24 protein-coding genes are annotated in these 25,601 nt (G+C 58.2%); 17 read left to right on the top strand and 7 right to left on the bottom strand.

The window, feature by feature from the left end:
* Positions 1–23: 23 nt before the first annotated feature.
* The 6 genes from IFT59_RS21000 to repA form a co-directional block, all read right to left on the bottom strand.
* Positions 24–977 (bottom strand): hypothetical protein, encoded by a 954-nt coding sequence (locus IFT59_RS21000; protein ID WP_192088203.1) that lies wholly within the window; start codon positions 975–977, stop codon positions 24–26.
* Between the two features lie 79 nt (positions 978–1,056).
* Positions 1,057–2,379 carry a GIY-YIG nuclease family protein gene (locus tag IFT59_RS20995; RefSeq protein ID WP_192088202.1) on the bottom strand — a complete coding sequence of 441 codons (1,323 nt, stop codon included), beginning with the start codon at positions 2,377–2,379 and terminating at the stop codon, positions 1,057–1,059.
* A 400-nt stretch (positions 2,380–2,779) separates the two neighbouring features.
* Positions 2,780–3,448, bottom strand: coding sequence for an HNH endonuclease (locus tag IFT59_RS20990; protein WP_192088201.1), 669 nt, complete (start codon positions 3,446–3,448; stop codon positions 2,780–2,782).
* Between the two features lie 420 nt (positions 3,449–3,868).
* Complete coding sequence (gene repC / locus IFT59_RS20985; RefSeq protein ID WP_192088200.1) at positions 3,869–5,113, bottom strand: plasmid replication protein RepC; 1,245 nt, start codon at positions 5,111–5,113, stop codon at positions 3,869–3,871.
* Positions 5,114–5,268: 155 nt separating this feature from the next.
* The gene (repB, locus tag IFT59_RS20980; protein WP_192088199.1) at positions 5,269–6,264 is read right to left on the bottom strand and encodes a plasmid partitioning protein RepB; all 996 of its coding nucleotides are present in this window, start codon (positions 6,262–6,264) and stop codon (positions 5,269–5,271) included.
* An 84-nt stretch (positions 6,265–6,348) separates the two neighbouring features.
* Entirely contained in the window at positions 6,349–7,539 is a 1,191-nt protein-coding gene (repA, locus tag IFT59_RS20975; RefSeq protein WP_192088198.1) for a plasmid partitioning protein RepA, read from the bottom strand.
* Between the two features lie 375 nt (positions 7,540–7,914).
* Here repA and traI point away from each other — a divergent pair, with 375 nt between their 5' ends.
* From traI to trbI, 12 genes are read left to right on the top strand one after another with little or no spacing between them, the layout of a single operon-like run.
* Positions 7,915–8,553 (top strand): acyl-homoserine-lactone synthase, encoded by a 639-nt coding sequence (gene traI / locus IFT59_RS20970; protein ID WP_192088197.1) that lies wholly within the window; start codon positions 7,915–7,917, stop codon positions 8,551–8,553.
* Entirely contained in the window at positions 8,550–9,521 is a 972-nt protein-coding gene (gene trbB / locus IFT59_RS20965) for a P-type conjugative transfer ATPase TrbB (protein WP_192088196.1), read from the top strand. Before traI ends, trbB begins: the two co-directional genes overlap by 4 nt.
* On the top strand, positions 9,511–9,915 hold the full coding sequence (gene trbC / locus IFT59_RS20960; RefSeq protein ID WP_192088195.1) for a conjugal transfer pilin TrbC: 405 nt from the start codon (positions 9,511–9,513) through the stop codon (positions 9,913–9,915). Before trbB ends, trbC begins: the two co-directional genes overlap by 11 nt.
* Positions 9,908–10,207, top strand: coding sequence for a conjugal transfer protein TrbD (locus tag IFT59_RS20955; RefSeq protein ID WP_080867871.1), 300 nt, complete (start codon positions 9,908–9,910; stop codon positions 10,205–10,207). Before trbC ends, IFT59_RS20955 begins: the two co-directional genes overlap by 8 nt.
* A 10-nt stretch (positions 10,208–10,217) precedes the next feature.
* Positions 10,218–12,686 carry a conjugal transfer protein TrbE gene (locus tag IFT59_RS20950; RefSeq protein ID WP_192088194.1) on the top strand — a complete coding sequence of 823 codons (2,469 nt, stop codon included), beginning with the start codon at positions 10,218–10,220 and terminating at the stop codon, positions 12,684–12,686.
* Positions 12,658–13,467 carry a P-type conjugative transfer protein TrbJ gene (gene trbJ / locus IFT59_RS20945; RefSeq protein WP_192088193.1) on the top strand — a complete coding sequence of 270 codons (810 nt, stop codon included), beginning with the start codon at positions 12,658–12,660 and terminating at the stop codon, positions 13,465–13,467. The genes IFT59_RS20950 and trbJ overlap by 29 nt, the downstream gene beginning before the upstream one ends.
* Positions 13,464–13,691: an entry exclusion protein TrbK gene (trbK, locus tag IFT59_RS20940; RefSeq protein ID WP_192088192.1), complete on the top strand. Its 228-nt coding sequence runs from the start codon at positions 13,464–13,466 to the stop codon at positions 13,689–13,691. Before trbJ ends, trbK begins: the two co-directional genes overlap by 4 nt.
* On the top strand, positions 13,685–14,872 hold the full coding sequence (trbL, locus tag IFT59_RS20935; protein WP_192088191.1) for a P-type conjugative transfer protein TrbL: 1,188 nt from the start codon (positions 13,685–13,687) through the stop codon (positions 14,870–14,872). The genes trbK and trbL overlap by 7 nt, the downstream gene beginning before the upstream one ends.
* A gap of 17 nt (positions 14,873–14,889) precedes the next feature.
* A complete protein-coding gene (locus IFT59_RS20930) occupies positions 14,890–15,567 on the top strand; it encodes a conjugal transfer protein TrbF (protein ID WP_192088190.1) in 678 nt (225 codons plus the stop codon).
* Between the two features lie 16 nt (positions 15,568–15,583).
* Positions 15,584–16,435 (top strand): P-type conjugative transfer protein TrbG, encoded by an 852-nt coding sequence (gene trbG, locus IFT59_RS20925; RefSeq protein ID WP_192088189.1) that lies wholly within the window; start codon positions 15,584–15,586, stop codon positions 16,433–16,435.
* Positions 16,435–16,911: a conjugal transfer protein TrbH gene (gene trbH, locus IFT59_RS20920; protein WP_192088188.1), complete on the top strand. Its 477-nt coding sequence runs from the start codon at positions 16,435–16,437 to the stop codon at positions 16,909–16,911. The genes trbG and trbH overlap by 1 nt, the downstream gene beginning before the upstream one ends.
* Positions 16,912–16,922: 11 nt before the next feature.
* The gene (trbI, locus tag IFT59_RS20915; RefSeq protein ID WP_192088187.1) at positions 16,923–18,245 is read left to right on the top strand and encodes an IncP-type conjugal transfer protein TrbI; all 1,323 of its coding nucleotides are present in this window, start codon (positions 16,923–16,925) and stop codon (positions 18,243–18,245) included.
* A 79-nt stretch (positions 18,246–18,324) separates the two neighbouring features.
* Here the strand turns inward: trbI and IFT59_RS20910 are convergent, their stop codons facing one another.
* A complete protein-coding gene (locus IFT59_RS20910) occupies positions 18,325–19,977 on the bottom strand; it encodes a Na/Pi cotransporter family protein (RefSeq protein ID WP_192088186.1) in 1,653 nt (550 codons plus the stop codon).
* A gap of 253 nt (positions 19,978–20,230) precedes the next feature.
* Between IFT59_RS20910 and IFT59_RS20905 the strand changes: the two genes are divergently transcribed.
* The 5 genes from IFT59_RS20905 to IFT59_RS20885 are packed head-to-tail and all read left to right on the top strand — an operon-like array spanning position 20,231 to position 25,600.
* Positions 20,231–21,040 carry a DeoR/GlpR family DNA-binding transcription regulator gene (locus IFT59_RS20905; protein WP_020046769.1) on the top strand — a complete coding sequence of 270 codons (810 nt, stop codon included), beginning with the start codon at positions 20,231–20,233 and terminating at the stop codon, positions 21,038–21,040.
* A gap of 57 nt (positions 21,041–21,097) precedes the next feature.
* Positions 21,098–22,663 (top strand): ABC transporter substrate-binding protein, encoded by a 1,566-nt coding sequence (locus tag IFT59_RS20900; protein WP_192088185.1) that lies wholly within the window; start codon positions 21,098–21,100, stop codon positions 22,661–22,663.
* A gap of 59 nt (positions 22,664–22,722) precedes the next feature.
* Positions 22,723–23,670 carry an ABC transporter ATP-binding protein gene (locus IFT59_RS20895; RefSeq protein WP_192088184.1) on the top strand — a complete coding sequence of 316 codons (948 nt, stop codon included), beginning with the start codon at positions 22,723–22,725 and terminating at the stop codon, positions 23,668–23,670.
* Positions 23,667–24,683, top strand: coding sequence for an oligopeptide/dipeptide ABC transporter ATP-binding protein (locus IFT59_RS20890; RefSeq protein ID WP_192088183.1), 1,017 nt, complete (start codon positions 23,667–23,669; stop codon positions 24,681–24,683). Before IFT59_RS20895 ends, IFT59_RS20890 begins: the two co-directional genes overlap by 4 nt.
* Positions 24,683–25,600 carry an ABC transporter permease gene (locus IFT59_RS20885; RefSeq protein ID WP_020046876.1) on the top strand — a complete coding sequence of 306 codons (918 nt, stop codon included), beginning with the start codon at positions 24,683–24,685 and terminating at the stop codon, positions 25,598–25,600. Before IFT59_RS20890 ends, IFT59_RS20885 begins: the two co-directional genes overlap by 1 nt.
* The last annotated feature ends 1 nt before the right edge of the window (position 25,601 follow it).

The following is a 25,601-nucleotide window of genomic DNA, read 5'->3' as shown; positions in this document are numbered from 1 at the left end:
GAAGTGCAGGTTGATCATCGGCTTTACTGAGGGAGCCGAGGTACGACCCTGAGCAGATCGCCGGCAATGGGTCGCAGGAGTGGTGCATTGTTGTACCAAGTCCGCCGTGTGGCCTGATCCGCAGCCGAATAATATCTGGAACTGGGGTCATAAACTTCAGGGAGGTTCAGCCAGAGCTGGCCAGCATTTTCCTCAAGATCGGCTGCTCGGAAGGCCTCATATAGCGCGGGAACTGGCTCCCTTTGAGTCAAGACTATCAGCGGATGCACCTCCCACCACCTCCCTTCGCATCCAAAGGCGAAGCCATCTAAGTAGGACCTTAACCGCTCGTTTGGCCTAGGATAGCCGGGACCGGGTTCATCCGCAAAAATAAGCGATAGCAACGTGAGCGAAAACATCACCTGAAAACCAATCGCTCTCGTGTTATATGAACCTGTCCCCAGCAACGACTTGATCTCATCAACGATTAGCCAGCGGGCAAGACAGGCGGCACCCATGAAGTCAGCGGACGCCTCTTGAAAATCGTTTGGCGCTTCAGACCCATCCGGCAGCTTCAAAGCTATGTGGCCAGAGACGATATGATAGAATTCATGCCCAAACGCTAATAATACCGCGATCAGGACACTTACGTCCGGGTCGGACGCTGAATAAGGTTTTTCCCGCAAGGCGTTGGAACAGTAAATGGCTGTATCGCTCATACGATGGACGACGGCGAGCGGCACAACGATGCGGTAATACTCTGGCGGTTGCCCAGTCGCCTCTGGGCTCAACGCGAGGCCAGCCGTGAATGATACGATCAACCGATCGGCCAATTCAGGCTGGGTTCGGGCCCATTGCCTTACGGCAAGGTCCACAAGTTTTTTTGTTCGTTTGAACAACACAATGAGCCGGTCTTGATCATCTTTCGAATTGACACTCGCGTTGTGGAAATAGTTCTCGATTACATTCTCAAATTCTTCATGTCGAGCGGCGCGCATCGTGATCTCGCTAATCAATTGGCTTTGTTGAGTCTTTGTAACGCGAATTGGCCAAGGGGCCAACCATTCGAACCAGAGTTCAGGGCCGGGTCAGCCTGCGCTCGCTTTCTTTAAAGATTGATGTTTTGCAGCGAGCCTTGCCCGCTTCAGATCGCCGCATCCACCGGCAATTCTCCGGGAAGTATCCCAACGTCTTATCGAGCCGTACGAAAGCCATGCCGCCGTCGGGTGGCTGCCCTACATCATCGATAAATGTGCGTGGGTCGTGCCAGGCCGGACATAGAGTGACGCCTTCGATGAATTCCTTTGAATTGGGGTTCATCACGCCGTGCCGTATCCTCGACCATGCCTTGTAGGCGCTGGTCCCGACTTTGCTCTCACCCTTTGCCGCAGGCTTTCTCACGTCAGTCCGACCTTTGAGGAGGCGTGCTTTCGCGGCTTCAAAAGAAATTTCTCGTGTCTCGGACAAGTGAGCTACGGCGAGCCTGATGCTTGCAAAACGGATCCCATCAAGGGTTAGGGGCTTGGCGCCGACGCCACCGCTGCCTCCCCCCGTACTGATGTTGAACCCAGCTGGAACCAGGCTGTAATGTTTCTTGATCCATGCCCTTTCCTTGGTTTCAAGATCGATCTTTGTCTCGCCGCCATCGATAGCTTCAACAACAAAACCATCCGGCCCAAACTCTCGAATGGCTGCATGAAGTCCTTCAAGGCTCTTGATCCACCCCGCCCGAGCCTGCTGCTGATGGTAGACCCAGCGCCTCTCGATGGACTGCACAGTAAGGCCAATATATTTCTTGCCGGTCTCGATGTGGGTAATGAGGTAGATCATGCCGTTCTTGACGCCTGGGTTAGGAACGCGCCTGAACGCCTCCTCAGGCGCCATCCCTGAGGCCAGCCAGCGAGCAATCGTCGTTGCGGTGGCCGGCGGTCGAATATGCCGCACCGCAGCGCCAAGGTTCGGATAATCGTGTCCATCGACGGACACCGGGTTAATGCGACGGAGGTGACGAAGCTTCTCCCGCTCGAAGATCTGATCCTCGCTCATGCCCGCTTCGCGCCGTTTCAAGGCACGATAATAATCGACGCCCAAGTCCAGGCATTTCTGCTTGAAACTGTCGGCGTAGGTTTCAATACGAGAGCAGTCCGGGCATCCTGAGCCACGGAGATGGTTTTCCGCGATCTGTCGAAACGCACCGTGCCTTCGACAGAAGATCTCGATCCTGTCCGCAGTTCCGGTGTAGACGGTTCGTTCATAGCCGTACCGGTCGCCATGGAAGGCGACCGCCCTGGTGATGAAATCGCTGTTGAGTGCATCCTGGGACTTTATTTCACCCCTCGTCGCGATGAATCCTGTCAGGCTGAGCGCCACGCATCGCGAGCAACCGCGATGTCCATGCATGTGGTTGCTCGCCGACTGCTCGAAGGCCTCATTGTGAAGGGTGCATCGCAGCACGATCTTATCGACCGATACGTCCAGCCCCTCAGGAACCAGAGCGTAGTCGTACAGATCTCCATGCTGCTCGCGACACGGGAAATGAAATCCGCGCGCGAGATCCTGCGGGACTCAAAATAGCACCGTGCGCATCCCGTCCCGTTCTTGTGGTGCCCGGGAGCTATTTCAAAGGGGCCATGCATCGTACAGATCACTGTCACCTTCGCCTGCGTGTTCTTATAGGCGACCTGTCCATAGTCGTAGCGTTCGCCGTGGACCGCCCGGAACTGCGCAACGACATCCTCTTTAGATAGCTTTTTCGGCATGAACGACCTGACTTGGATAATGCGACTGCAGTGAGCAGACCCTACAGGCCCCGTCTGCCTCGCTCAAGCAGTGAGCGGATCTCCTCTATCGAGGAACCTTGCTCAGCGAGCGTCTGAACTGCTTCGATTGCACAACCCTCCTCGTGAACCAACAGATTGTCGAGCGCGTCTCGCAAACCGTCCATCTCAAATCTAGACAATCTCGCCACGAAGGCGCGCATCCTGATTTCAGCTCTCTCTCTCTCGCGGTGACATTCCCGGCAGAGGGCGCGGAACGCGCTAAGCGGATATTCCCACGGCTCGCGTTGGCTGCGAAAGCTCATGTAATAGCAATGGTGCGCCTCAAGCGGAGGGGCAGCGTTGCAATCCTGGCAGCGATAATTTGCTCTGCGCTTCACAAGATCCGCTTTAGCCTTCCATCGCGGGTCACGGAGTTTGGCTGCGTACGATTGGGTGAGGCGTTGGTAATCGTAGACGGGCAGGGGATAGAACCCCAGGCACCATGAATAGCCAAGCTCGCCGTAAAAGCCGAACGAAGCGACGAGATCGTTGAACTCGTCCTGGTCGCCCCCATGGTTCATAATCGTATGAAGCGGGCTCCCATCGTTCAGAAGAACAAGCATGGAGTCATTCAGATAGAGTTCCTCGCGAGCGTTCCACTGAGAAATTTCACAAAAGGAGGCGTCACCAACTAGGCCTTCCTTGATCATGTACTCCTCTACGGCCTCACACATCCGCTCGAGGTTTGCGAGCATTTCAGGAGTGGGCGAGGGGTGCTCGAATGAGAGGTCCTCCAAATCTAGCTCCTTTGTTGTTGCCAATCAGGTGCAGCAAGGCTTGTCCGAGGTAGCTGTGTTGCTTTGCCGTTGTCGGAGGGCCAATCGCCAGTAGGACTTCAAGTGAACAAGTCCCCGCCCATTGATCGTGCCTTTGTCACGCGGTCACCACTTCAGCATCCCAGCATTGCTTCTGGACCATCAAACGAACTTGGAACCCAAGTCATTTAATTACTTCATTTCCCCTAATGATTTGTATTTGCGCGCATATTCCGTAAAAAAAACGGCTGACAAGTTCGCATTGCGAAATGCGACCCATCGGCATCTGGACCGGCTCGGTTTGGCAGCCTTCCTCTACACCGCATAACGTACCGTCTCACCGTTTGCCTTCAGTAGCGACATCAGCATTGGCCCAAGCGAAAACTCCCCCTGCTCCGATCGCTTCGTCAAGTCTCGCAGATAACCACCGGCGGAGTTGATGAAGTTCGATCGCTCAAGAATGCAGGCCATCGCCACTGCGGCATTTTCTGGCCCCATCGCATCGCAGGCCTCCTCATAGGCCGACGGGCTGACACCTAACATCGAGCGGACCACCACAGCTGCAGTCATGAGCTCTCGCCAATGTGCAATGCCGCCACCCGGCCCATAGTCAGCAATCTGCGGGCAAGCACGAAGAACCATTCCCAGCGGGAACGCCTTGATCTGTTCGAGCTTTGACTTCGCTCCTCCAATCGTCACACTCTTCACCTGCGGCTTCTCCGGCACGCTTTCGCCCTGCTCTTTTCTGTAGCTAGGTTCAAGTTCATTTATAGATTCAGTATTTGAATTCTGTATGTGACGGTCATCTGGGCTGGCATTGCCATCCATATTCTCAGTTTCTGACTGTATTTCCAGAAGGTTGAGGACCTCCGTGCGCAAGAGCTCCATCTCATCGAAAGTTGCTTCGACTTGGCTTCTGTCCGGATAGCGAGGATGCCGCCCTAGAATTCCAACATATATCGTTTCGACATGCGCCCAATTACCGGGAGCGCCTTCCTCAATCGCGGCTGTAATCAGCTTGCGAACATCTCGGCGGCAGATCGTGAGTGCTTCCTTGGCCCGGCGAAAGCGCATACGCTCCGCGGCCACGTCCTGCGCCAGCAAGGCAAGCTCGGTGGCACGCGCAAGCAGCGGGCTCAGATCGAAGCCGTAAGCGTGTTCGATTTCACCAGCTCGATCGCGATGTGCGTAACGTTTGCCGTTGGGACTATCACGACGCTGGATAAGTCCCGCATCGACGAGCGCACCGAGCTGGCGGCGCAGTGTACTTTCTGTAATCCCATGGGCGCGGACGGACAGCTGCGCATTGGATGGAAATACAACGAGCCCGTTCTCGGCGTCGAGCTGCGGATTAGGGTAGAATGTCAAAAGGGCATCGAGAACGGCAAGCGCTCTATCTTGCAGGCCAAAGCGTTCCCTCGTTTCGCACACGTCGCGAAATACTTTCCACTTTTCGACGCGCGTGCCTGGTGCTGGTGCCGCGATCGCCAATTGCCCTTTCACCAAGGCAAGCGTCGCCGGCCGCCGCCCAAAGGGCGTCGTTACATGTCCCGTCTGCATTTTTCTCTCACCTTTCTTCAGGCAAAGGAAATCCGCTCACCAAATCGGCGCCAAGACTCTTGACTGTGATTCCGGGAAATGCGATTCTCAATCCTGCGAGAGATACGAGAGAGGCTTCCACGGTTTACCGTTTGGGGGCCTTTTTCTTTTGCGGTTTAGTCTCCGTTGTTTTCCTGCTTCGATCCTCTGTACTCGTCGTACAAACGATCCATGTGGGCTGACAGCCACTCGCTGAAGGGCTTCGCTTCAACATTCGAAAGCTCGATCGCAACCTTCTTCGATTTGGCATTCATCACGAAATTGAGTGACGTATCGCTAGAAGTCCAATCCTTCCCGGACACACTGGCCTTGGGCTTCTTTGCAGCAGATTTTGCCTTGTAGCGCTTCAGGTAGTCATGGAGCTCATCGAACCGCTTGTCTTCAGTCAGATCAACGAAGCCTGCTGTTTCGACATGCTCCGTGGCAACCTTCAGGAGGGCAGGAGCAAGAAGCAATTGACGGAGGCTAAGCCACCGGTCACGTCCGATCTTCTTGGAGGCCCCGAGCACCTTGAGGATCGACGCCGGGACGGCCTCCACGACACCGAGCATTTTCGAAAGCATCGCCTCATCAATCGCGAGCGACGATCGAACCACATCCTTCGTCATTCCAGACGTAAGAAGGTTCTGTGCGAAGTACGCACGCTCTATGAACGACAGGTTGGAGCGTGCGGAATTTTCCTGCCCCTGGGCGATTGCGGACGTGATGTCATCAAGCTTCTTGACAACTGCCTTGACCGGAATTCCAAGCTCTCTGGCGACTTTGAGACGGCGGTGACCGAAGACTACCATGAAGCGTTGACTATCCGAGGAACTGGGTCGAACCAGGATCGGTGTTGTCTGGCTGGATGAAGCGATCGCCTGCTTGAGCTCCTGGTACTCTTCGCCATCGTCGGACAGGCGATCGGCGACAAAGGAAACGTCAATCAACCGCGGATCCAGATCAACGATCACTTCGCCTTCCATCAGCTTCTTTGTGTTCTCCGCGAGATCCTCGATGGACCGAACGACAGTCTTGGCTGCACCAGTCATACCGTAGCCAGGCTTTGTCGGTGTCTGGTTAGACGCGATGGAAGCCATGTCCAATTTAGAAAAAGGATTTTCACGCGCCATAGCCGGCCTCCTCGCTCGCTTTCAACTTCGACAAGGAACTGATATGGTTCATCAAATCCCGCGAAAAAACGGCTGACAAGTGTGTCATTTCCGCCCCCATGCGCCGTGGATCAACTCCATGATTTCACCGTTGGCTGCGTTCAGGCTTTCCATTGCGCGGTCATAGGTTGACCGGACGAAATCGCCTCGTTCTACCTCGTATAAAGTCTGTTTCTTTATCGAAGCATCAGAAATGGCTGTCGATTTGAGCACATGATTTCGCAACATTTGCTGGGCGAACATCGATTGCATAAACCCAACCATCTGCGCCTGCGGGATGTCCGTCGGCTCGAAGCGCGTGACGAGATACCGGAACCATTCGACGCGCATCTCGGCACCGGCCTCGGCGACCGGACCCATTATGCCACCCAACATCATGAGGAACTGGCTCATCGACATGATATCCAGCATCTGGGGATGGATAGTGATCAGAATGCCTGTCGAAGCCATAAGCGCGGTGATCGTCAGGTATCCCAACTGTGGCGGGCAATCGATAACGACCACGTCGTACCTGTCGTCCACCTGCTTCAGCGCATTGAAGATGCGCATGTAGAATAACCGACCGTCCTCTCCCTTCTTGGAGGAGATTGCCAAGGGCACATCATACTCGTATTCCTGCAGGACCAGATTTGCAGGAACCACATCAAGACCGGGAATATTGGTCGGCTGGATAACCCCAGAGATGAATTTCCGCTCGTCATCGAAACGAAGTGCTTCGTACAGCGACGCGGTATCATCAAGTTCGGGCTGGATTCCAAAGAGGGATGTCAGTGATGCCTGTGGATCGAGATCGACCGCTAGCACGCGATGACCGGTGAGGGCGAGATATTGTGCAAGGTGCGCAGCGGTCGTAGTCTTTCCGCTTCCGCCCTTGAAATTCACCACCGACACGACCTGCATCGGCTCGCCTTCACGACGCCGGGGAACATAATATCGCTTGTCGGATTTTTTATTGGCCTCGAGATAGTCTCGAAGCTCTAACATCTGATCAGCCGTGTAGTAGCGCCGGCCACCCACCGATTCAACTTCCGGCCCTTTACCCTCCAAATGGATTTGCCGAAGATGGCTCTGGGTCACCCCGATAAAGTCCGCGACTTCTCCCAGCTGAAACTTGCGTAAGCCCTTCTTTGCGTCCGGGGGATATTGTTGGCTGCGCAGCATATGCAACGCATTTGAGATCTTTGCTCCCTGCTGGGCAATCTCGATATCAAATCTGTTGGGCTGCGAATGGCTCATTTTGCAAACTATATCCCGGAGGGCTTCATTTTCGAAAAAATGGCCACAACGCCATCATTTGCGAAACTATCCCGCGATTCCTGCTCTGCTGCAAGGGATTTAACGTTAACATGAGGTTAACGCTCGCATCGTGGATTCCGCGTTAAAGTCGAATCTCCAATAGGTTTCGACTACTTAGACAGATTTTCGTGTTTTCGTACAGCACACTACAACTGCAGATCTGCAGAGTTCGACCGCTGTTTTGCAAACGTATTGCCGTATGGAGTTGGGGCATCCGCCACGACTCGGTAGAATCACGGTCTGCAGATCTGCAGATAGCCACTCGCCTCTTCAGATGATCTTTCTCCGACATGTCCACGTCATGCGGAGATCAAGATGCACGTTTTCACCATTTCGCCAGATCGATATGTCGATCATTCCAATCTTCTGAGACAGATGCATCGACTGCGCGCAGCGGTCTTTGGCGAACGCCTGGAGTGGGATGTCTCCATCACCGAAGCGGGTGAGCGTGACGAATACGACGATCTCGACCCAACCTACATCCTCGCAGTCACAGGGGATGAAAGGGTCGTCGGCTGCGCGCGCCTGCTGCCGGCATTGGGGCCGACCATGCTGGAGCAGACATTCCCGCAATTACTCGCATCTGGTTCGCTCGGCGCTTCGGCCGGCATGGTTGAGAGCTCGCGCTTCTGCGTCGATACGACCTTGGCTGCGGGAAGAGGAGGGGGCCAGCTCCATCTCGCGACGCTCACCATGTTTGCCGGCATCATCGATTGGTCGATGGCAAACGGCTACGACGAGATTGTTACGGCAACCGATCTGCGCTTCGAGCGCATCCTGAACCGGGCCTCGTGGCCGATGAAGCGGCTTGGCGATCCCGTGGCAATCGGGAACACCGTGGCCATCGCCGGGACACTGCCGGCCGACCGGGTAAGCTTCGACCGGGTCTGCCCACCGGACTACCGCTCGATCGCCGCCGAAGTTCAGAGCCGTCAAATCCGGAGCGCTGCGTGACCCAGCTCCGCTCTCATCCTCGTTTGGTTCGTAAACTGCAGGACGCCCTCGGAGACCAACTCTGCATCGCACTCGACGACGCCACCGTCGTCGAGATCATGCTCAATCCGGACGGACGCCTCTTCATCGAACGGCTGGGGCACGGCGTGGCACCTGCCGGCGCAATGAGCACCGCCGCAGCCGAGGTTGTCATCGGCAGTGTTGCGCATGCCCTGCAGTCGGAGGCCGACGACGAGCGGCCGATCATCTCTGGCGAACTGCCAATTGGCGGACACCGCTTCGAGGGGCTGTTGCCACCGGTGGTCTCCGGACCGGCATTCACGATCCGCCGTCGTGCTTCGCGTCTCATTCCACTGACGGAGTATGTGAAGTCGAAGGTGATGACCAAAGCCCAAGCATCTGCAATTCGCAGCGCGATCGACGCTCGGATGAACATCGTCATCTCGGGTGGCACGGGATCGGGCAAGACCACACTCGCCAACGCCATCATCGCCGAGATCGTCACCGCGGCCCCGGATGATCGGATGGTTATCCTGGAAGACACCGCCGAAATCCAATGCGCGGCCGAGAACGCAGTGTCCCTACACACTAGCGATACCATCGACATGGCGCGCCTGCTCAAGAGCACGATGCGCCTGCGTCCCGACCGCATCATTGTCGGCGAGGTCCGCGACGGTGCGGCCCTGACGCTGCTCAAGGCCTGGAACACCGGCCATCCCGGCGGCGTCACCACGATCCATTCCAACACGGCGATGTCAGCCTTGCGCCGGCTGGAGCAACTGACGGCAGAAGCCAGCCAGCAGCCGATGCAGGAGGTGATCGGCGAGGCCGTCGATCTCGTCGTCTCTATTGTACGAACCGGGAAGGGGAGGCGGGTCCGTGAGGTGATCCACCTCGAAGGATACCGCAACGGCCGCTACCAGACCGAACATTATGCTCAAATCGATGAGGACAGCCATGTCGTGTAAACTCTCCATTCTTCTCACCGGCGCGACGCTTGTTGCCATTTCTATCGGTTTTAGCGATTCCGCATTCGCTTCCTCAGGCGGCGGCGGTCTTCCCTGGGAATCGCCGCTGCAACAAATCCAGCAATCGATCACCGGACCTGTCGCAGGGTTCATTGCGCTGGCCGCGGTTGCCATCGCCGGTGCCATGCTGATCTTCGGAGGCGAGCTGAATGATTTCGCGAGGCGGCTTTGCTATGTGGCGCTGGTGGGGGGTGTGCTCCTCGGAGCAACGCAAATCGTTGCTCTCTTCGGCGCGACCGGCGCCTCGATCGGCGAGGGCCACGCACAGGCCGAGCAAGGAACTCCTGAACCGAAGACGACGGCGGCCACTGCGGGGGAGGGGGCTCATGGCTGAGGCCGGCTCTTCTCTGGCACGCTCGCGGGTACACAGGGCGTTATCGCGTCCGAACCTGTTGATGGGCGCCGACCGCGAGCTCGTGCTGCTGACGGCGCTGGCCGCTATCATCCTGATCTTCGTGGTCCTGACCTGGTACGCGGCACTGTTCGGCATCGCGATCTGGCTGGTAGCCGTCGCGGCGCTGCGCATGATGGCCAAATCTGATCCACTGATGCGCCGGGTCTATCTCCGCCACATCTCCTACAAGACGTTCTACCGCGCGACCTCGTCGCCGTGGCGCAAGTTCTAAAGGATTTGAGATGGTAGCGCTCAAATCATTCCGCCATTCCGGTCCGTCCTTTGCCGATCTGGTGCCTTATGCCGGCCTCGTCGATAATGGCGTCATCCTGCTGAAAGACGGCTCGCTAATGGCCGGCTGGTACTTTGCCGGCCCGGATAGCGAGAGCTCGACCGACGCCGAGCGCAACGAGGTGTCGCGACAGATCAACGCCATCTTGTCGCGGCTGGGTTCCGGATGGATGATCCAGGTCGAGGCCATCAGGGTGCCTACGGGCGACTATCCGACTGAGGGTGAATCCCACTTTCCCGATCCGGTCACACGCGCCATCGACGACGAGCGGCGGGCTCACTTTCAGACGGAAAGGGGGCATTTCGAGAGCCGGCATGCTCTGATCCTGACCTGGCGGCCGCCGGAGCCGAGGCGCTCCGGCCTGACGCGGTATATCTATTCCGACGCGGCGAGCCGCTCGGCCTCCTATGCCGACAAGGCACTCGAGAGTTTCCTGACCTCGATCCGGGAGGTCGAGCAGTATCTCGCCAATGTCTTGTCGATCCGTCGGATGATGACGCGGGAAACCTCGGAGCGCGGCGGCTACCGCGTCGGGCGCTACGACGAGCTGTTCCAGTTCATTCGCTTCTGCGTGACCGGAGAGAACCATCCGGTTCGCCTGCCAGACATCCCGATGTATCTCGACTGGCTGGTGACGGCCGAGTTGCAGCATGGCTTGACCCCAATGGTCGAGAACCGCTTTCTCGGTGTGGTGGCAATCGACGGCCTGCCGGCGGAAAGCTGGCCGGGCATTCTCAACACGCTCGACCGGATGCCGCTCACGTATCGCTTGTCGTCCCGCTTCGTCTTTCTCGACGCCGAAGAAGCACGTGCAAGGCTCGAACGCACCCGCAAGAAGTGGCAGCAGAAGGTGCGGCCGTTCTTCGATCAGCTTTTCCAAACCCAGAGCCGCGCGGTCGATCAGGACGCCATGCTGATGGTGGCGGAGACAGAGCACGCCATCGCCGAAGCGTCGTCGCAGCTCGTCGCCTATGGCTATTACACGCCGGTCATCGTCATCTTCGAAGCAGATGCGATCCAGCTCCAGGAAAAATGCGAAGCGATCCGCCGCCTGATCCAGGCCGAAGGTTTTGGCGCACGCATCGAGACGTTGAATGCCACGGACGCTTTCCTCGGCAGCCTGCCTGGAGTTTCCTACGCCAATATCCGCGAGCCGCTGATCAACACTCGCAATCTCGCCGATCTTATCCCGCTGAACTCCGTCTGGTCCGGAAGTCCGACCGCGCCTTGCCCATTTTATCCGCCGGCCTCGCCGCCCTTGATGCAGGTGGCATCCGGTTCGACGCCGTTTCGACTGAACCTGCATGTCGATGATGTTGGACATACTCTGATTTTCGGCCCAACCGGATCGGGCAAGTCGACGCTGCTGGCTCTGATTGCCGCGCAATTCCGCCGATATGCAGGCGCGCAGGTGTTCGCCTTCGACAAGGGCGGCTCGATGCTGCCGCTGACGCTCGGTCTCAACGGCGATCACTACCAGATCGGCGGCGATATCGGCCCGTCGCCTGGTGGTGAGGTGAAGGCGCTTGCATTTTGCCCGCTCGCTGAACTGTCGACTGATGGCGACCGCGCCTGGGCCTCCGAGTGGATCGAGATGCTGGTGGCGCTGCAAGGTGTGACCATCACTCCGGACTATCGCAACGCCATCTCCAGGCAGCTGGCGCTGATGTCAGAATCCCGCGGTCGCTCGCTGTCGGACTTCGTTTCGGGCGTGCAGATGCGCGAGATCAAGGACGCGCTGCACCACTACACCGTCGACGGCCCGATGGGCCAGTTGCTCGACGCCGAAGAGGGCAGTCTGGCGCTTGGCGCGTTCCAGTGCTTCGAGATCGAGGAACTGATGAACATGGGCGAGCGCAATCTCGTCCCCGTTCTCACCTACCTGTTTCGTCGCATCGAGAAACGCCTGACCGGCGCGCCTAGCCTAATCATCCTCGACGAGGCCTGGCTGATGCTCGGTCATCCAGTGTTTCGCGACAAGATCCGCGAATGGCTGAAGGTGCTGAGAAAGGCCAACTGTGCTGTTGTGCTCGCCACCCAGTCAATCTCGGATGCGGAGCGCTCCGGCATCATGGATGTCCTGAAGGAAAGCTGCCCGACGAAAATCTGCCTGCCGAACGGGGCGGCACGCGAACCGCGCACGCGCGAGTTCTATGAGCGCATCGGCTTCAACGAGCGGCAGATCGAGATCGTCGCAACCGCCATTCCCAAGCGCGAATATTACGTCGTCTCACCGGAGGGCCGAAGGCTCTTCAACATGGCGCTTGGTCCGGTCGCGCTCTCGTTTTTCGGGGCGACCGGCAAGGAAGACCTGAAGCAAATTCGCAGCCTGCACTCCGAACACGGGGCCGCATGGCCTCGTCCTTGGCTCCAGCAAAGGGGGATCGCCCATGCCGAGACACTTTTCCCGGCCGAATAGCATCGCGCGCGCAACTGCCATAGCGGCCATCATTCTCCCCGTCGTGTTTCCGGCTTCAGTTCAGGCCGGCGGCGTGACGGGCCAGGCGACCGAATGGACCCAGATCGCCAACAATACCGAACTGATCTCGCTGGTCGGCAAGTCGGCTGAGCAGGTCAACAACCAGATTACCCAGATCTCGCAGCTTGCCGAGCAGATCCAGAACCAGATCAACATCTACAACAACATGCTGCAGAACACGGCGCAATTGCCAAACCACATCTGGGGCCAGGCCGAGAGCGACCTCAAGACCCTTCAGAACGTCGTGGCGCAAGGCCAAGGCGTCGCCTTCTCAATGGGCAATATCGACGACGTGCTCAATCAGCGTTTCCAGAGCTTTGCCGAGATGAAAAGCAACCTGCCCGACGGTGCGGGCTTCTCGTCCACCTATCAGAACTGGTCCGACACCAACCGCGACACGATCGCCGGTTCCCTGAAGGCCGCAAACCTGACGGCCGACCAGTTCTCGAGCGAGGAGAGCACGATGTCGTCGCTACGCTCCATGTCGGAATCGGCCGACGGGCAGATGAAGGCGCTGCAGGTCGGACACCAGATCGCCGCCCAGCAAGTCGCGCAGATGCAAAAGCTGCGGGGCCTCGTCTCCCAACAGATGACGATGATGGGCACCTGGTTCCAGTCTGAACAGGCGCAAAAGGATCTTGCCCAGGCGCGCCGGGAACAGTTCTTCAGCGGAAGCGAGCATGACATCCGCGGCGGGCAGACGATGGAGCCCCGCTGGTGAGCCCGCGCCTTGTCATTATCCTTGCCGTCGTGGGGATCATCACGTCCGGCGTCGTCGTCGCCAGGTGGGCGTTCCAGCCGTCTGCGGCACACCTGTCCGGAGCGGGCGAAGCCTCACCGCAAGCTGCATCCGACGACGACCGCCGTGCTCACCGGGAAAAGTTCTTTGGTGGAAATGCCGAGCGCGACATTCGCGGCGGCCAGGAGATGAAGCCGAGATGGTGATCGTTCCTCGTTTCCAAAAGCCCAACCTTGCCTTAGTCGCGATCGGCATGGTCCTGATCGCGAGCACGTCGGCTCTGGCGCAGCAGGGTCAAGTGCTGACCACGCTGGAGAACTCCGTCGTAGCGGCGGCCAAGGGCTGGGAAACGACGGTCATGAATGCGGCGCGGTCTTTGTTCTGGATCCTCGCCGGCATCGAGGTCGGCATCGCTGCTGTATGGTTGGCGATCAATGCTGCCTCGCTCGACAGCTGGTTTGCCGAGTTGGTGAAACGCATCATGTTTATCGGATTGTTCGCCTTCATTCTCAATGAGGGCCCCGCATTTGCAAAAGCCGTGGTCGATAGCCTCTACCAAATCGGCGCCGGCGGTGGCTCGGCCTCGCCGGCCAATATTTTTGACGCCGGCATTCGTGTCGCGACCAAGATGTCGGAACAGGCGAAGTTTGGCCTCTTCGAGGATAACTCCCTGGCGATCGCCGCCGTCTTCGCCATGGTCGTGGTCGTCGTCTGCTTCTCGCTCGTTGCCGCCATCTTCGTCTCGGTCATGGTGGAGATGTATGTCGGCCTCCTCGCGGGCATGATCATGCTCGGGTTGGGCGGCACGTCCTACACCAAGGATTTCGCCATCAAATATCTGGTCTACGCATTCTCGGTCGGCTTGAAGCTGATGGCGCTGGTGATGATCGCCAAGATCGGCTCCGACATCCTGCTGGGCCTGGCCGAGGCACCAACCGCATCCTCGGAGCAGTTCATCACGACGCTCGCGATCGCCGGCATATCGGTCGTGGTCTTCGTCATCGCCATGTATGTACCGCCGATCCTTCAAGGCGTGGTCCAGGGTGCCTCCGTTTCCGGCGGTACGGAATCGATCCGTCACGGTGGACAGGCCGCATCCTTTGCGGCCGGCGCAGGCTTTCTGGCGACGGCAGCAGCAAGCCGAGGTTTTCAGGCAGCAGGCGCGGCAAGGGCAGGGGGAGCATCCCTTGGCAGTGCCGCCATGCGCGGCATGGAGGCCGGCATCGGTGGTGCTGCGGGCGCGGTCGGCTCAGCCGCGAAGGACAAGGCAGTCGGATCACCCGGCGCCTATGCCGGATCGCTGCTGGGGCTTGCCAATGCCAAACTCGACCAGCAGTCGGGTCGGACCGCATCGCCTCCACCACCGCCACTTAACGAGACCAAATAACTGGAGGCCGATCAGCCATGGCCGGACACAATCCGCTCGATAATCCCGATCTTGCCAATCCGTATATCGCCGCCCGCAACGAATGGAACGAGCGTTATGGCTCCTACGTCAGATCCGCTGCCGCTTGGCGTATCGTCGGCATTGCCGGCATGACCATGGCCGTGATCGGCTTTGGCTACGCGCTGTATCAAAGCGCGCAGGTCAAGCTCGTTCCCTATATCGTCGAGGTCGACAAGCTCGGCACATCAGTCAATGCCGGCTTCCCGCAGCAGATCGAGTATGCCGATCCTCGTGTGGTGCGTGCGACCCTCGGCAGCTTCGTCTCGAACTTTCGCAGTGTGACGCCGGATGCGGTCGTGCAGAAGCAGTATATCGACCGAACCTATGGGCTGCTCAGGACATCCGATCCGGCGACCGAAAAGGTCAATGCCTGGTTTCGCTCCAACTCACCGTTCGAGAAAGCGGAGAATTCGACGGTGGCCATCGAGGTAAACAACATCGTCGCGCTGTCGAACCAGAGCTACCAGGTGGACTGGACCGAATTTGAGCGCGACCGGCGCGGCAAGGAAACCGCCGTCCGCCGCTTCCGCGGAATTGCCACGGTGACACTCACCCCACCACAGGACGAGGGCGTCATCCGCCTGAACCCCATCGGCCTCTATCTCCGCGACTTCGAGTGGACTGCACAGCTTTGAAAGGCATGGCCCGAACATGATCATCCCCCGCAAAAGAACACGGGCCACGCTGACAAGCGCTCTCGCCTCGGCGACGTTGGCGTATTCACTGGTCGTTCCTGTCCATGCTTTTGCTGCCGATGGCGTCACCGCCAACGAAGCAAAAGGCATGGGGATTTCCACACAGTGGCGCGGCTCGCGCGGTCTGGTCACCAAGGGCGCCGACGGCAAGGTGATCTTCCTTTACGGCGAGGTGCAGCCATCCGTCGTCTGCTCGCCGCTGCAGGTTTGCGATATCGAACTGCAAGGCGGCGAGGTGGTCAGAGACGTGCTGGTCGGTGACACCGTACGCTGGAAGGTCGAGCCGGCGACTTCAGGGGCTGCTGGCGGTCAAGCGATCCATCTGATCGTCAAGCCGTCGGAGCCAGGTCTTGTGACCTCGATGGTGGTGACGACGTCGCGGCGCACCTACCACATCCAGCTCAAATCGCATTCGACTCAATATATGGCTCGTGTCGGTTTCGAATATCCGGAGGATGTCTCGGCAAAGCTTGCCGACGTCAATGCCCGGATCGAGGCGACCACCATCCCAGGCGCAGGCGTCCCCGCCGAGCAGCTGAACTTTTCCTATTCCGTCTCGGGCAACGCCGGCTGGCGGCCGACACGGGTCTATTCCGATGGGCTCAAGACTTACATCCAGTTTCCGCGCTCCATCTCCGGTCAGGACGCTCCGGTTCTATTCGTCACATCCGGTGGGCAAAACCGGATCGTCAACTACCGGATGAAGGGCGACGTGATGGTCGTCGATTACCATGTCGATCGCGCGGTGCTCGTGTCGGGGGTCGGCTGGAAACAGGAAAAGATCACCATCAAGCGGGGAGGGCGGTAATGAACATCCCTCTCTCCCATTCGCGCGCCTTGCAACGCCTCCGCAATTTTGCCGCAGCCTGCGCCCTAGCCGCCCTTCTTTCCGGGTGCCAGTCGATAGGGACTGACAGTGTCGTGGCCAGCAGCGCGCCACCGGAAATCTCCGGTCCTGCGGCCAGCGCAATCGCCGGCGATATGGTCAGCCGTCTTGCCGAACAGATCGGGCCGGGAAAGGCGACAGTTGCACTGAAGACTGACACCTCGCCCTTCGGACAGGCGATGGAAGCGGCGCTGAAGGGATGGGGCTATGCCGTCATCACCGACCAGAAGACGGACGGCGGCGCGACGGTCATCCCGCTGGCCTATGTGATCCTGGCCATAGATGGTCAGGTGCTGGCGTGTCTTTCGACAAACAGCGTTGAACTCGGACGTGCATACACGGTCACAGCCAACGGCGCGACGCCAGCAAGCGCCCTGTCGCTCATGCGGCGCGGATAAGGGAGGATCCAATGGTGCAATCCCTCAATCTTGGCGGCGCGCAGAATAGCCAGGCGCAATCCGGCATCAAGCGGATCAACCGCCTGCCGATTATCGTCATTATCGTCTTGGCGCTCGCGTTCCTTGGCGTCATCTTCTACGGGCTTGCATCCCGCGGACTGTACTTCGGCAAGGACACCGGCCCGGAGACAAGTTCGGGCAACCCTGCCTCAACCTATGCCGACCAGATCAAACGCGGCGTCACCGACGGTATTATCGGCGAGCCGCAGCAGCAGACCGTCTTCCAGCCGACGCCGGTCGAGACGAAACAAGTTGACGAAAAAGCCAGTAATCCCTTCACACCACAGCCAGGCCAACGCGAGGTGCAGCAGCGAGGCCAGGACCTCGAAGCGGAAGCGGTTTGGCGGGCTCGTCTTCAGCGAGAACAACAGGAACAGGTTCTGCGGGAGCAGCAGCGCCAGCGGATGGCCCGCCTGCAGGCAAACAACGCTGCCTATGATGCGCCGCTTGCCATCGATCGCGGCAAATTGGATGGGCGTGCTGAAACGCATGATGCGACCGCGGACACGGCAACAAGAGCCGCAACGACGTCGGCAAACACGGCAAGTGGTTCCGATCTCTATGCGGCCGCATTGCGCGCAGGGCTCGGTGGTCAGAACGTTGATCCCAATGCCCAAGGCGCCAAGGAAGACTTCTTCAACGCCGACCTGAAAGAGCTTGGCTACTTGCCGAACCGTGTCGTGCCCCAACAATCGCCCTTCGAGCTAAAGCGCGGTTCGGTCATTCCGGCAACACTGATCACGGGCATCAATTCCGATCTTCCCGGCCGGATCACCGCCCAGGTGAGCCAGAGCGTCTACGACAGCGCGACAGGCCATCGTCTGCTCATTCCGCAAGGCACGAAGCTCTTCGGTCGCTATGACAGCAAAGTGTCCTTTGGACAGAAACGCGTTCTCGTCGTGTGGACCGACATCATTTTCCCAAACGGCTCTACACTGCAAATCGGAGGAATGTCGGCGACGGACGCGCAAGGGTATGGCGGTTTCAGCGACAGGGTGAACAACCATTATTTGAAAACGTTCGGCTCGGCGGTGCTCATTGCCCTGATCGGAACAGGTATCGACATTGCCGTTCCGGAAAGTTCGACGCGCGCGACGCAGGACACAGCCTCGGACGCGACGCGGCGGAATTTCGCAGAAACGTTCGGCCGGGTTGCAGACCGGACCATTCAACGGAATACGGATGTGCAGCCAACCCTCGAAATTCGTCCCGGCTACAAGTTCAATGTCCTTGTCGATCAAGACATTGTTTTCCCGGGAGCCTTCAAAGGCTGACCATCGGCTGGAGCAGTCGACAAAGGATGGCTCGATCAAGCGCGGTCGTGCCCGATCAGGACATCCAGCCCTGGAGAGCTTAATCTGCCGAAACCCTGACGATGAGGCGGCTTTCACCGAGAAGCCCCTGCTCATCCACGATCGGGTGGGCGACCGACACAATGTGGGCGTTGATGCGCTTGAGATCCCGAAGAATGTCGAGATGAAGTGAGCTCGTCTGCAGGCTATCTGAGCGGCCGTCTCTCAGGCGCTCCAGGTGTCGCTCGGAAGACTGCTTTTCCATGTTTCGAACTTCGACCTTCCTCTCCATCAATTGCTTGGCGAGGTTGAAGTCACGCGTGATCAGGATCGTTTGCGAAATTCGCAGGTTGTCGATCGTCAGCTTGAACAACTGCTGTAGCTCGGCGAAACCATCGTCGGAAAACTTCAGTCCTTGGACAACCTTCTTTCGCACTGCCGGCAAAAGACCTTTGTCGATGATGTCACCAATGTGCTCGAGATTGATGGCATAATCGATGATGACGATCGATTTGCGCCCTTCGTCCTCTGAAAGACCTGTTCGTCCGAGCTTCGACAGATAAAGCTTGATCTCCTGCTGCAAGCGATCGACCTGAGCTTCCAACGCGGGGATCTCGCGAAGCCCGGTTTCGTTATTGTGATCGAAGGCGTCGGATGCTTTCAGAAGCATTTTCTCGATCAGGTCACCGACACCGAGTACCTCCCTTGCGGCGCTGGCAAGTGCCACGACTGGCGTCGAGAGTTCCGCTGGATCAAGATATTTTGGCGCGTCTCCAGTCTGCATCTGCTCGGGTATCAAGACCGTCATCCAGCGTGCCAATAGCCTCGATAACGGCCAGGCAAGCAGTGCGAGAAAGAGGTTGAAGGCGAGATGCACATCGACCGGCAGCTTTGTCGCGGCGAGGGGAAGCATCGCAAGCAAATCAGCCGCTACCTGTGCGCCCGGGAGGGCGATCAGACAACCAGCGGCGCGCACGATAAAATTGCCAAGTGTCACACGTCGTGCCGCACCGGAACCTGACAAAGACGCAATCACTGGTGGAACGGCACCTCCGAGATTGGCACCAAGCACCAATGCGACGACAAGTCCACCGGGGAGCGTGCCGGTCGACGATAATGACAAAATCAGGATAACCGCCGCGAGGCTCGACGATGACAGTATGGCGATCACCGCCGAAAAAATCATTGCCACCGGCCACGCGTTGTCAAGCAGCCCGATGAAGGCAGCAAGCGCAGGCGAATGACGGAGGGGCTCGGTCGCACTGCTCAAGAGATGCAGCGAAAGCAGCATGAGGGCAATTCCGATTAAAGCGGTGCCAGCGCCCTGCCGTGCCGTGGAATTACTTCTATAGAAGATGATGCCGACGAACAGCAGAACTGGCGAAATCCATTCGATTCCTGTCGCTACGATCCAGGCTGTTACGGCTGTTCCAACGTTGGCGCCAAGAAGCACCACCTGGGCCATCCTTGGTTTGATCAGCTCGCGCTCGACGAAGGAAGACACCATCAGCGCGGTTGCCGTTGAACTTTGCAACGCGACTGTCGCGACAAAACCCGACACGAATGACCGAAGGCTTCCCTTGGTGCCGCTAGCCAGTCCCGTACGAAGCTTCGCACCAAGCGCACGGGTCGCTCCATCCTTGACCAGTGCGAGCCCGAAAAGAAGCAGCGCCACCGCTCCGAGCAAATTAATTATGACGACCGTGGAATTCAATTCTTGAGCTCCGTTCGATTTCGAGTTGTCCGGCGTGTCGGTTCAGCAAGACGCGATCCCTTGCCGTCTTCGACTTTGGAGCTTTAGAGAGCAGCGGTCATTATGATCGATATCGCTCACTTATTCAAGAGTTCTCAGTTTATCCGCTCGTGGCCGTCTCGCTTCGACAGTGAGTTTATCTCCGAAATTGCTGCAAAGCAGCATCTTTTGTCATCAATCTGTCATTTGACAAAGATAGATAACGATCATACGAATGATCGAATTAGATCACTATTCGAAGAGAGACACCGTGCTTACAGCCGCCCAGGACCGCCAAGCCAAAATCGCAGAGCTGCTGCGCGAGGAGCAGTTTGTCGCGATCAATACGCTGACTGAACGTTTCCAAATCTCGCTCGCAACAGCCAGGCGCGATCTTGGCGACCTCGAGCAGGCCGGCGTACTTCGCCGGACGCATGGTGGTGCGGTTAGCGTCAATCAGGTCGGTCAGGACCCAACGCATGCTGCGCGCGCCATTTCGCGCCAATCAGAAAAGGCAGCCATTGCTGCCGTCGCCGCAGGGATGATCGCCGACGGTGACGCAGTCTTTCTCGATGCCGGAACGACCGCACTCGAGGTCGCAAAGATCCTGTCGGCTCGCAAGGGTCTGACGCTGATCTCCAACGGTCTCGATATTGTCGCCGAGCTCTCCCGGGGTGAAGGCAACACCATTTATTCCGTGGGTGGTGAGTTCACCGATACGAACCGCTCCTATCGCGGACCGCATGCGGAAAGCTTCATTCGCCAGTTTAACGCCGACAAGCTGATCCTCAATGCCAGCTCGATCGATCTCGATCGCGGCCAGATCTGCACATCGACACCGATGAACGCCAGCGTTCAGAAAGCCATGATCGAAGTCTCGAGCCGTGTGATCGTGGTCGCCGACCACTCGAAGTTCACGAAATCCAGCCTGTCGGTCACAGCAAAAATCGAGGACGTCGGTGTGATTATCACCGACGTCGGCACCAGGACCATCATCGACACGGTGCCAGAAAAATTGCGGAGGAAGTTCGTCATCGCGAACTAGGGCTCGATATCCCCGCCAATCCGTCAATAGAAACTTGTTAAGTCCGGGAGAGGACCGATGGTAAAAACTGATCGCAGAAATTTCCTGATCGGCGCAAGCGTTGCCGCGCTCGCATCGACCACCAACCTGAAATTCACCTCTGCAGCAGATCGCCGCGCGTTGCGGATCGGCGTCAACGGCTTGCCGAGTTCGCTTGAGCCGATCAACGGTATCAGCAACACCGGTCCCCGCATCATCAACCAGATCTTCGACACCTTGATCCGTCGCGACTATTTCGCCGATGGGGCAAAGGGCAATGGCATCAAGCTGGTGCCGGCGCTCGCCGAAAGCTTTGAACGCATCGACGACAAGTCGGTACGTTTTAAGCTGCGCCAGGGCGTTAAATTCCACAACGGCGCTGAAATGACGGCCGAGGATGTAGCGTTCACCTTCTCTTCCGAACGTCTTTGGGGTGATGAAGCGATCAAGACAGTCCCGAACGGCCGCAATTTCTCGCCGAACTGGGATGAGCCGGTCGTCGAGGACAAGTACACGGTGGTTCTGCGGACCAAGACGCCGTCATATCTCATCGAAAAGTATCTCGGCTCCTGGCTCGGCCCCATCGTTCCGAAGGAATATTACAAGAGCCTCGGCGCGGTCGCCTTCGGCAACAAGCCAATTGGTACCGGTCCGTACAAGTTCCAGGAACTGGTCGCCAACGATCACGTCACGCTGGAAGCCAACGACGCCTATTGGGGTGAAAAGCCCACGGCCTCGAAAATCACGTATCAGGTTGTCGCTGAACCGGCGACACGTGTCGCCGGTCTGATCAGCGGCGAATATGATATCATCACCACTTTGACGCCGGACGACATGGCGCTGGTTGACGGATACTCGGACCTCGAAACGCGGGGCACGCTGATCGAGAACGTCCATATGTTCACCTTCAACATGAACCAGCCGATCCTCCAGAACAAGACACTGCGTCGGGCCATGGGCCTCGCGGTCAATCGTCCTCTGATGGTCGAAGCACTCTGGAAGAAAACCGCGTCCATCCCGAACGGCTTCAACTTCCCGCACTACGGGGCAAGCTTCGATCCGAACCGCAAGGCGATGGACTACAACATCGAGGAAGCCAAGCGCCTGGTCAAGGAAAGCGGCTACGACGGCACGCCGATCACCTATCACACGATGGGTAACTACTACGCAAACGCCGTACCGGCGCTAATGATGATGATCGAGATGTGGAAGGCTGTCGGCATCAATGTCGTGCCCAAGATCTACGCTCCGGGAACCACGCCGAAGGATCCCGACATCTTCATCCGCAACTGGTCGAATGGCCAGTGGCTGACCGATGGTCTGACGACCCTGGTATCCGAGTTCGGCCCCGGCCGCGGCATCCAGAAGCGCTGGGGCTGGAAAGCACCTGCCGAGTTCAACGAACTTTGCGATAAGGTTGCCCAGATGAAGGATGGTGAGGAGCGGTCGGCCGCTTTCAACCGCCTGCGCGATATCTTCGAGGACGAGGCTCCTGCCGTGCTCCTGTATCAGCCGTACGACGTCTATGCCGCGCGCAAGGACGTCCAGTGGAGCCCGGTCTCGTTCGAGACCATGGAATTCCGCAAAAACCTGAACTTCAAATAACGACGAACCGACAAAATGGGCGGTGCGCATCCGTGCGCACTGCCCCCTGGGAGGGAAGAATGTCTACTTTGTTGAATGTTCGTAATCTCGTGGTCGAGGTTCCGGCGCAGAAGATCAAAATCATTGATGACGTGAGCTTCTCCCTCGAGGCCGGGCAGACGCTTGGGCTCGTCGGAGAATCCGGCTGTGGCAAGAGCATCACCTGTTTTGCCGTTGGCAAAATGCTTCCTCGCGGGCTCGCCCAAACAGCTGGCTCGATCGAATTCGGAGTGGATCCGGCGGTCGTGGGCAAGGCCGGCAAACCGACCATCGCGATGATTTTCCAGGACCCCACGAGCAGCCTCAACCCGGTCCATACGATCGGTTATTACCTTGAATCGGCGCTCTACCGCCATCAGGGCCTAAGAGGCAGTGACGCCCGAATGGAGGCCATGCGCCTTCTTGAGCGGGTAGGTATCGACCGGGCCAAGAGCCGGCTTCGTTCGTATCCACATCAGTTTTCCGGTGGCATGAACCAGCGCGTGATGATCGCTCATGCCCTTGCCGCCAAACCCCAGCTTTTGATTGCAGACGAACCAACGACGGCGCTGGACGTGACGATGCAGGCGCAAATCCTCCATCTGCTCGAAGAACTGAAAGCTGAAACCGGTATGGCCCTGATCATCGTTTCGCATGACCTCGGTGTCATCGCGCGTTTGGCCGACCGGGCAGCCGTTATGTATTGCGGCAAAATCGTAGAGACAGCACCCGTCGCCGAATTACTGGATAGGCCAGCGCACCCCTATGCGCGCGCGCTTATCGACTGCATGCCGAGCATTGATGCTGCCGATCTCGAGCCGCCGGTTCCGATCCCTGGGTCCGTCCCGCTTCTCGATAGCCTGCCTGGAGGCTGTTATTTCCATCCGCGCTGTTCACGCGCGAGCGGTGAATGCACCGCTCGCTTCCCGGCGCCTGCAAGGATCGGCCTCGCTCATGAAGCCGCTTGCTATCACCCGGTGGCCGCATGACGACTTATCTTCTTAAGACGCGTGACCTGTCCAAGGCGTTCAGGCACAAAACTGGTTTCTTCGCCAAGCCAACCAGCCAATTCGCATGCAATGCCATTGATCTGGAGCTGGCTCCACGCGAGCGGTTGGGCGTTGTCGGCGAGTCCGGTAGCGGCAAGTCCACGCTCGGCCGACTTCTCCTCGGATTGACGCCGCGCACCAGCGGCGACATCTGGTTCGAGGGTGTCGACCACAAGGAGCGAAGCGCACAGGACTGGAAGCAGTTTCGCATCAGAACATCGCTCGTGCAGCAAAACCCATTGTCCGCGCTGAACCCGCAGATGACCATCGGTCAGCAGGTTGCAGAGGGCCTCCTGGTGCATCATGTCACTGATCGCTCAGGTGCCTATGAACGAGCCGCCGCCATGCTTGAGCGTGTTGGCCTGTCGAGTGCGATGATGAGCCGCTATCCCCACCAGATGTCCGGCGGCCAGAGACAGCGCGTGGTTATCGCTCGTGCTCTGATCCTCGATCCGAAGCTCGTCGTCTTCGACGAGGCCGTCTCTGCGCTGGACGTTTCGGTGCAGGCGCAGGTCGTCGCATTGCTACGCGAGCTTTGGCAGGAGCTCGATCTCGCCTATGTCTTCATCACCCATGATCTCCGCATCGTGCGTCATCTCGTTGATCGTATTGCCGTCATGTATCTCGGCCGCGTCGTCGAGACAGGAGATATAAAGTCGGTCTACCAATGGCCACGCCATCCCTATACGCGCGCCCTACTGGCTTCCGTTCCGACAATGGACCCGACGGTTCGCAATATCGAACCGCCGATCAAGGGTGAGCTAGATGCTTCGAAAGTCGCGCAGGGTTGTGCATTCCGTTCGCGCTGTCCATTCGCGATCGAAAGATGCGCAACTGAGACACCGGACCTTCGGCCAGTTGGCGGCCAGCTAGTCGCATGTCACCGCGCTGAGGAATTTCCGCAATCGATTGCTTCAACGCCCCAGACTGCGTTGCAGGAGGAGATTGCGTAATGGGTTCTTTCATTACAGCTCGAATCATCCGAGCACTCATCGTCCTCATCTCCACCGTGACAGTCGTCTTTGTCGTGCTTCGTCTGAGCGGCGACCCTGCACAGCAGATGCTGCCAGATACAGCGAGTCCCGAAGCACTGGCGGCATTTCGTGCGAAGTGGGGATTGGATCGAACAATCTTCGAGCAATATTTGATCTATGTCGGGAATGCGCTGCGGGGCGACTTTGGCACGTCCTTCGCGGATGGCCGCGAAGTCTTCGAGATTGTCAGAGAGCGAATTCCAAAGACACTGCTTCTGACGGTGTCCGCCTTCGTTATCAGCATAATGATTGGCATCCCGGCCGGTATCATCGCTGCTGTGCGCCGCGAGTCCCCTGTCGACAAGGGTGTGATGGCGGGAGCAGTGCTTGGCTACAGTATCCCGAATTTCCTGCTTGGCCTGATATTCGTCTTTTTATTCGCCGTCTGGCTGCGTGTGCTTCCAAGTTCCGGCAGCTCTTCTTGGAAACATATGATCCTTCCGGTGGCAACGTTCGCCCTCTTCAATGCGGCTGGCATTGCCCGGTTCATGCGTTCGACGCTGATTGACGTGATGGGCCAGCCCTACATCGCTGCCGCGCGTGCAGACGGGATCCCGAACTGGGAGATCATTGTCCGGCATGCTTTGCCGAACGCTGCGATTCCGATGGTGACGACGCTCGGTTTTACCGCCGGTGGGCTGCTGGGCGGCGCTGTGCTCATAGAACCGGTCTTCGCGTGGCCGGGCCTTGGTAGCGGTTTTGTCGCCGCCACCAGCAGTGGTGACCTCTCGGTGGTTCAGGCGATGATCCTGTTGTTCACCGCCTTCATGGTGACCATCAATCTGACCGTCGACGTCCTCTACGCGGTTCTCAACCCCAAGATCAGGAAGCAGTGAT

It is taken from the genome of Rhizobium sp. CFBP 8752 (assembly GCF_014842035.1).
GTDB lineage: Bacteria > Pseudomonadota > Alphaproteobacteria > Rhizobiales > Rhizobiaceae > Neorhizobium > Neorhizobium soli.
The sequence above is the reverse complement of the archived record's forward strand: the minus strand, read 5'-3'. Positions and strand labels throughout refer to the sequence as shown.

What these genes read in the sequence shown, in the direction of transcription:
- trbI (WP_192088187.1), top strand. Translation starts at nt 16,923, where the DNA reads ATGGTGCAATCCCTCAATCTTGGCGGCGCGCAGAATAGCCAGGCGCAA.
- trbJ (WP_192088193.1), top strand. Translation starts at nt 12,658, where the DNA reads ATGCCGAGACACTTTTCCCGGCCGAATAGCATCGCGCGCGCAACTGCC.
- IFT59_RS20895 (WP_192088184.1), top strand. Translation starts at nt 22,723, where the DNA reads ATGTCTACTTTGTTGAATGTTCGTAATCTCGTGGTCGAGGTTCCGGCG.
- traI (WP_192088197.1), top strand. Translation starts at nt 7,915, where the DNA reads ATGCACGTTTTCACCATTTCGCCAGATCGATATGTCGATCATTCCAAT.
- IFT59_RS20995 (WP_192088202.1), bottom strand. Translation starts at nt 2,379, where the DNA reads ATGCATGGACATCGCGGTTGCTCGCGATGCGTGGCGCTCAGCCTGACA.
- trbG (WP_192088189.1), top strand. Translation starts at nt 15,584, where the DNA reads ATGATCATCCCCCGCAAAAGAACACGGGCCACGCTGACAAGCGCTCTC.
- IFT59_RS20990 (WP_192088201.1), bottom strand. Translation starts at nt 3,448, where the DNA reads ATGATCAAGGAAGGCCTAGTTGGTGACGCCTCCTTTTGTGAAATTTCT.
- IFT59_RS20905 (WP_020046769.1), top strand. Translation starts at nt 20,231, where the DNA reads ATGATCGAATTAGATCACTATTCGAAGAGAGACACCGTGCTTACAGCC.
- repC (WP_192088200.1), bottom strand. Translation starts at nt 5,113, where the DNA reads ATGCAGACGGGACATGTAACGACGCCCTTTGGGCGGCGGCCGGCGACG.
- IFT59_RS20890 (WP_192088183.1), top strand. Translation starts at nt 23,667, where the DNA reads ATGACGACTTATCTTCTTAAGACGCGTGACCTGTCCAAGGCGTTCAGG.
- IFT59_RS20955 (WP_080867871.1), top strand. Translation starts at nt 9,908, where the DNA reads ATGGCTGAGGCCGGCTCTTCTCTGGCACGCTCGCGGGTACACAGGGCG.
- IFT59_RS20885 (WP_020046876.1), top strand. Translation starts at nt 24,683, where the DNA reads ATGGGTTCTTTCATTACAGCTCGAATCATCCGAGCACTCATCGTCCTC.
- IFT59_RS20900 (WP_192088185.1), top strand. Translation starts at nt 21,098, where the DNA reads ATGGTAAAAACTGATCGCAGAAATTTCCTGATCGGCGCAAGCGTTGCC.
- repA (WP_192088198.1), bottom strand. Translation starts at nt 7,539, where the DNA reads ATGAGCCATTCGCAGCCCAACAGATTTGATATCGAGATTGCCCAGCAG.
- repB (WP_192088199.1), bottom strand. Translation starts at nt 6,264, where the DNA reads ATGGCGCGTGAAAATCCTTTTTCTAAATTGGACATGGCTTCCATCGCG.
- trbH (WP_192088188.1), top strand. Translation starts at nt 16,435, where the DNA reads ATGAACATCCCTCTCTCCCATTCGCGCGCCTTGCAACGCCTCCGCAAT.
- trbL (WP_192088191.1), top strand. Translation starts at nt 13,685, where the DNA reads ATGGTGATCGTTCCTCGTTTCCAAAAGCCCAACCTTGCCTTAGTCGCG.
- IFT59_RS20950 (WP_192088194.1), top strand. Translation starts at nt 10,218, where the DNA reads ATGGTAGCGCTCAAATCATTCCGCCATTCCGGTCCGTCCTTTGCCGAT.
- IFT59_RS21000 (WP_192088203.1), bottom strand. Translation starts at nt 977, where the DNA reads ATGCGCGCCGCTCGACATGAAGAATTTGAGAATGTAATCGAGAACTAT.
- trbC (WP_192088195.1), top strand. Translation starts at nt 9,511, where the DNA reads ATGTCGTGTAAACTCTCCATTCTTCTCACCGGCGCGACGCTTGTTGCC.
- IFT59_RS20930 (WP_192088190.1), top strand. Translation starts at nt 14,890, where the DNA reads ATGGCCGGACACAATCCGCTCGATAATCCCGATCTTGCCAATCCGTAT.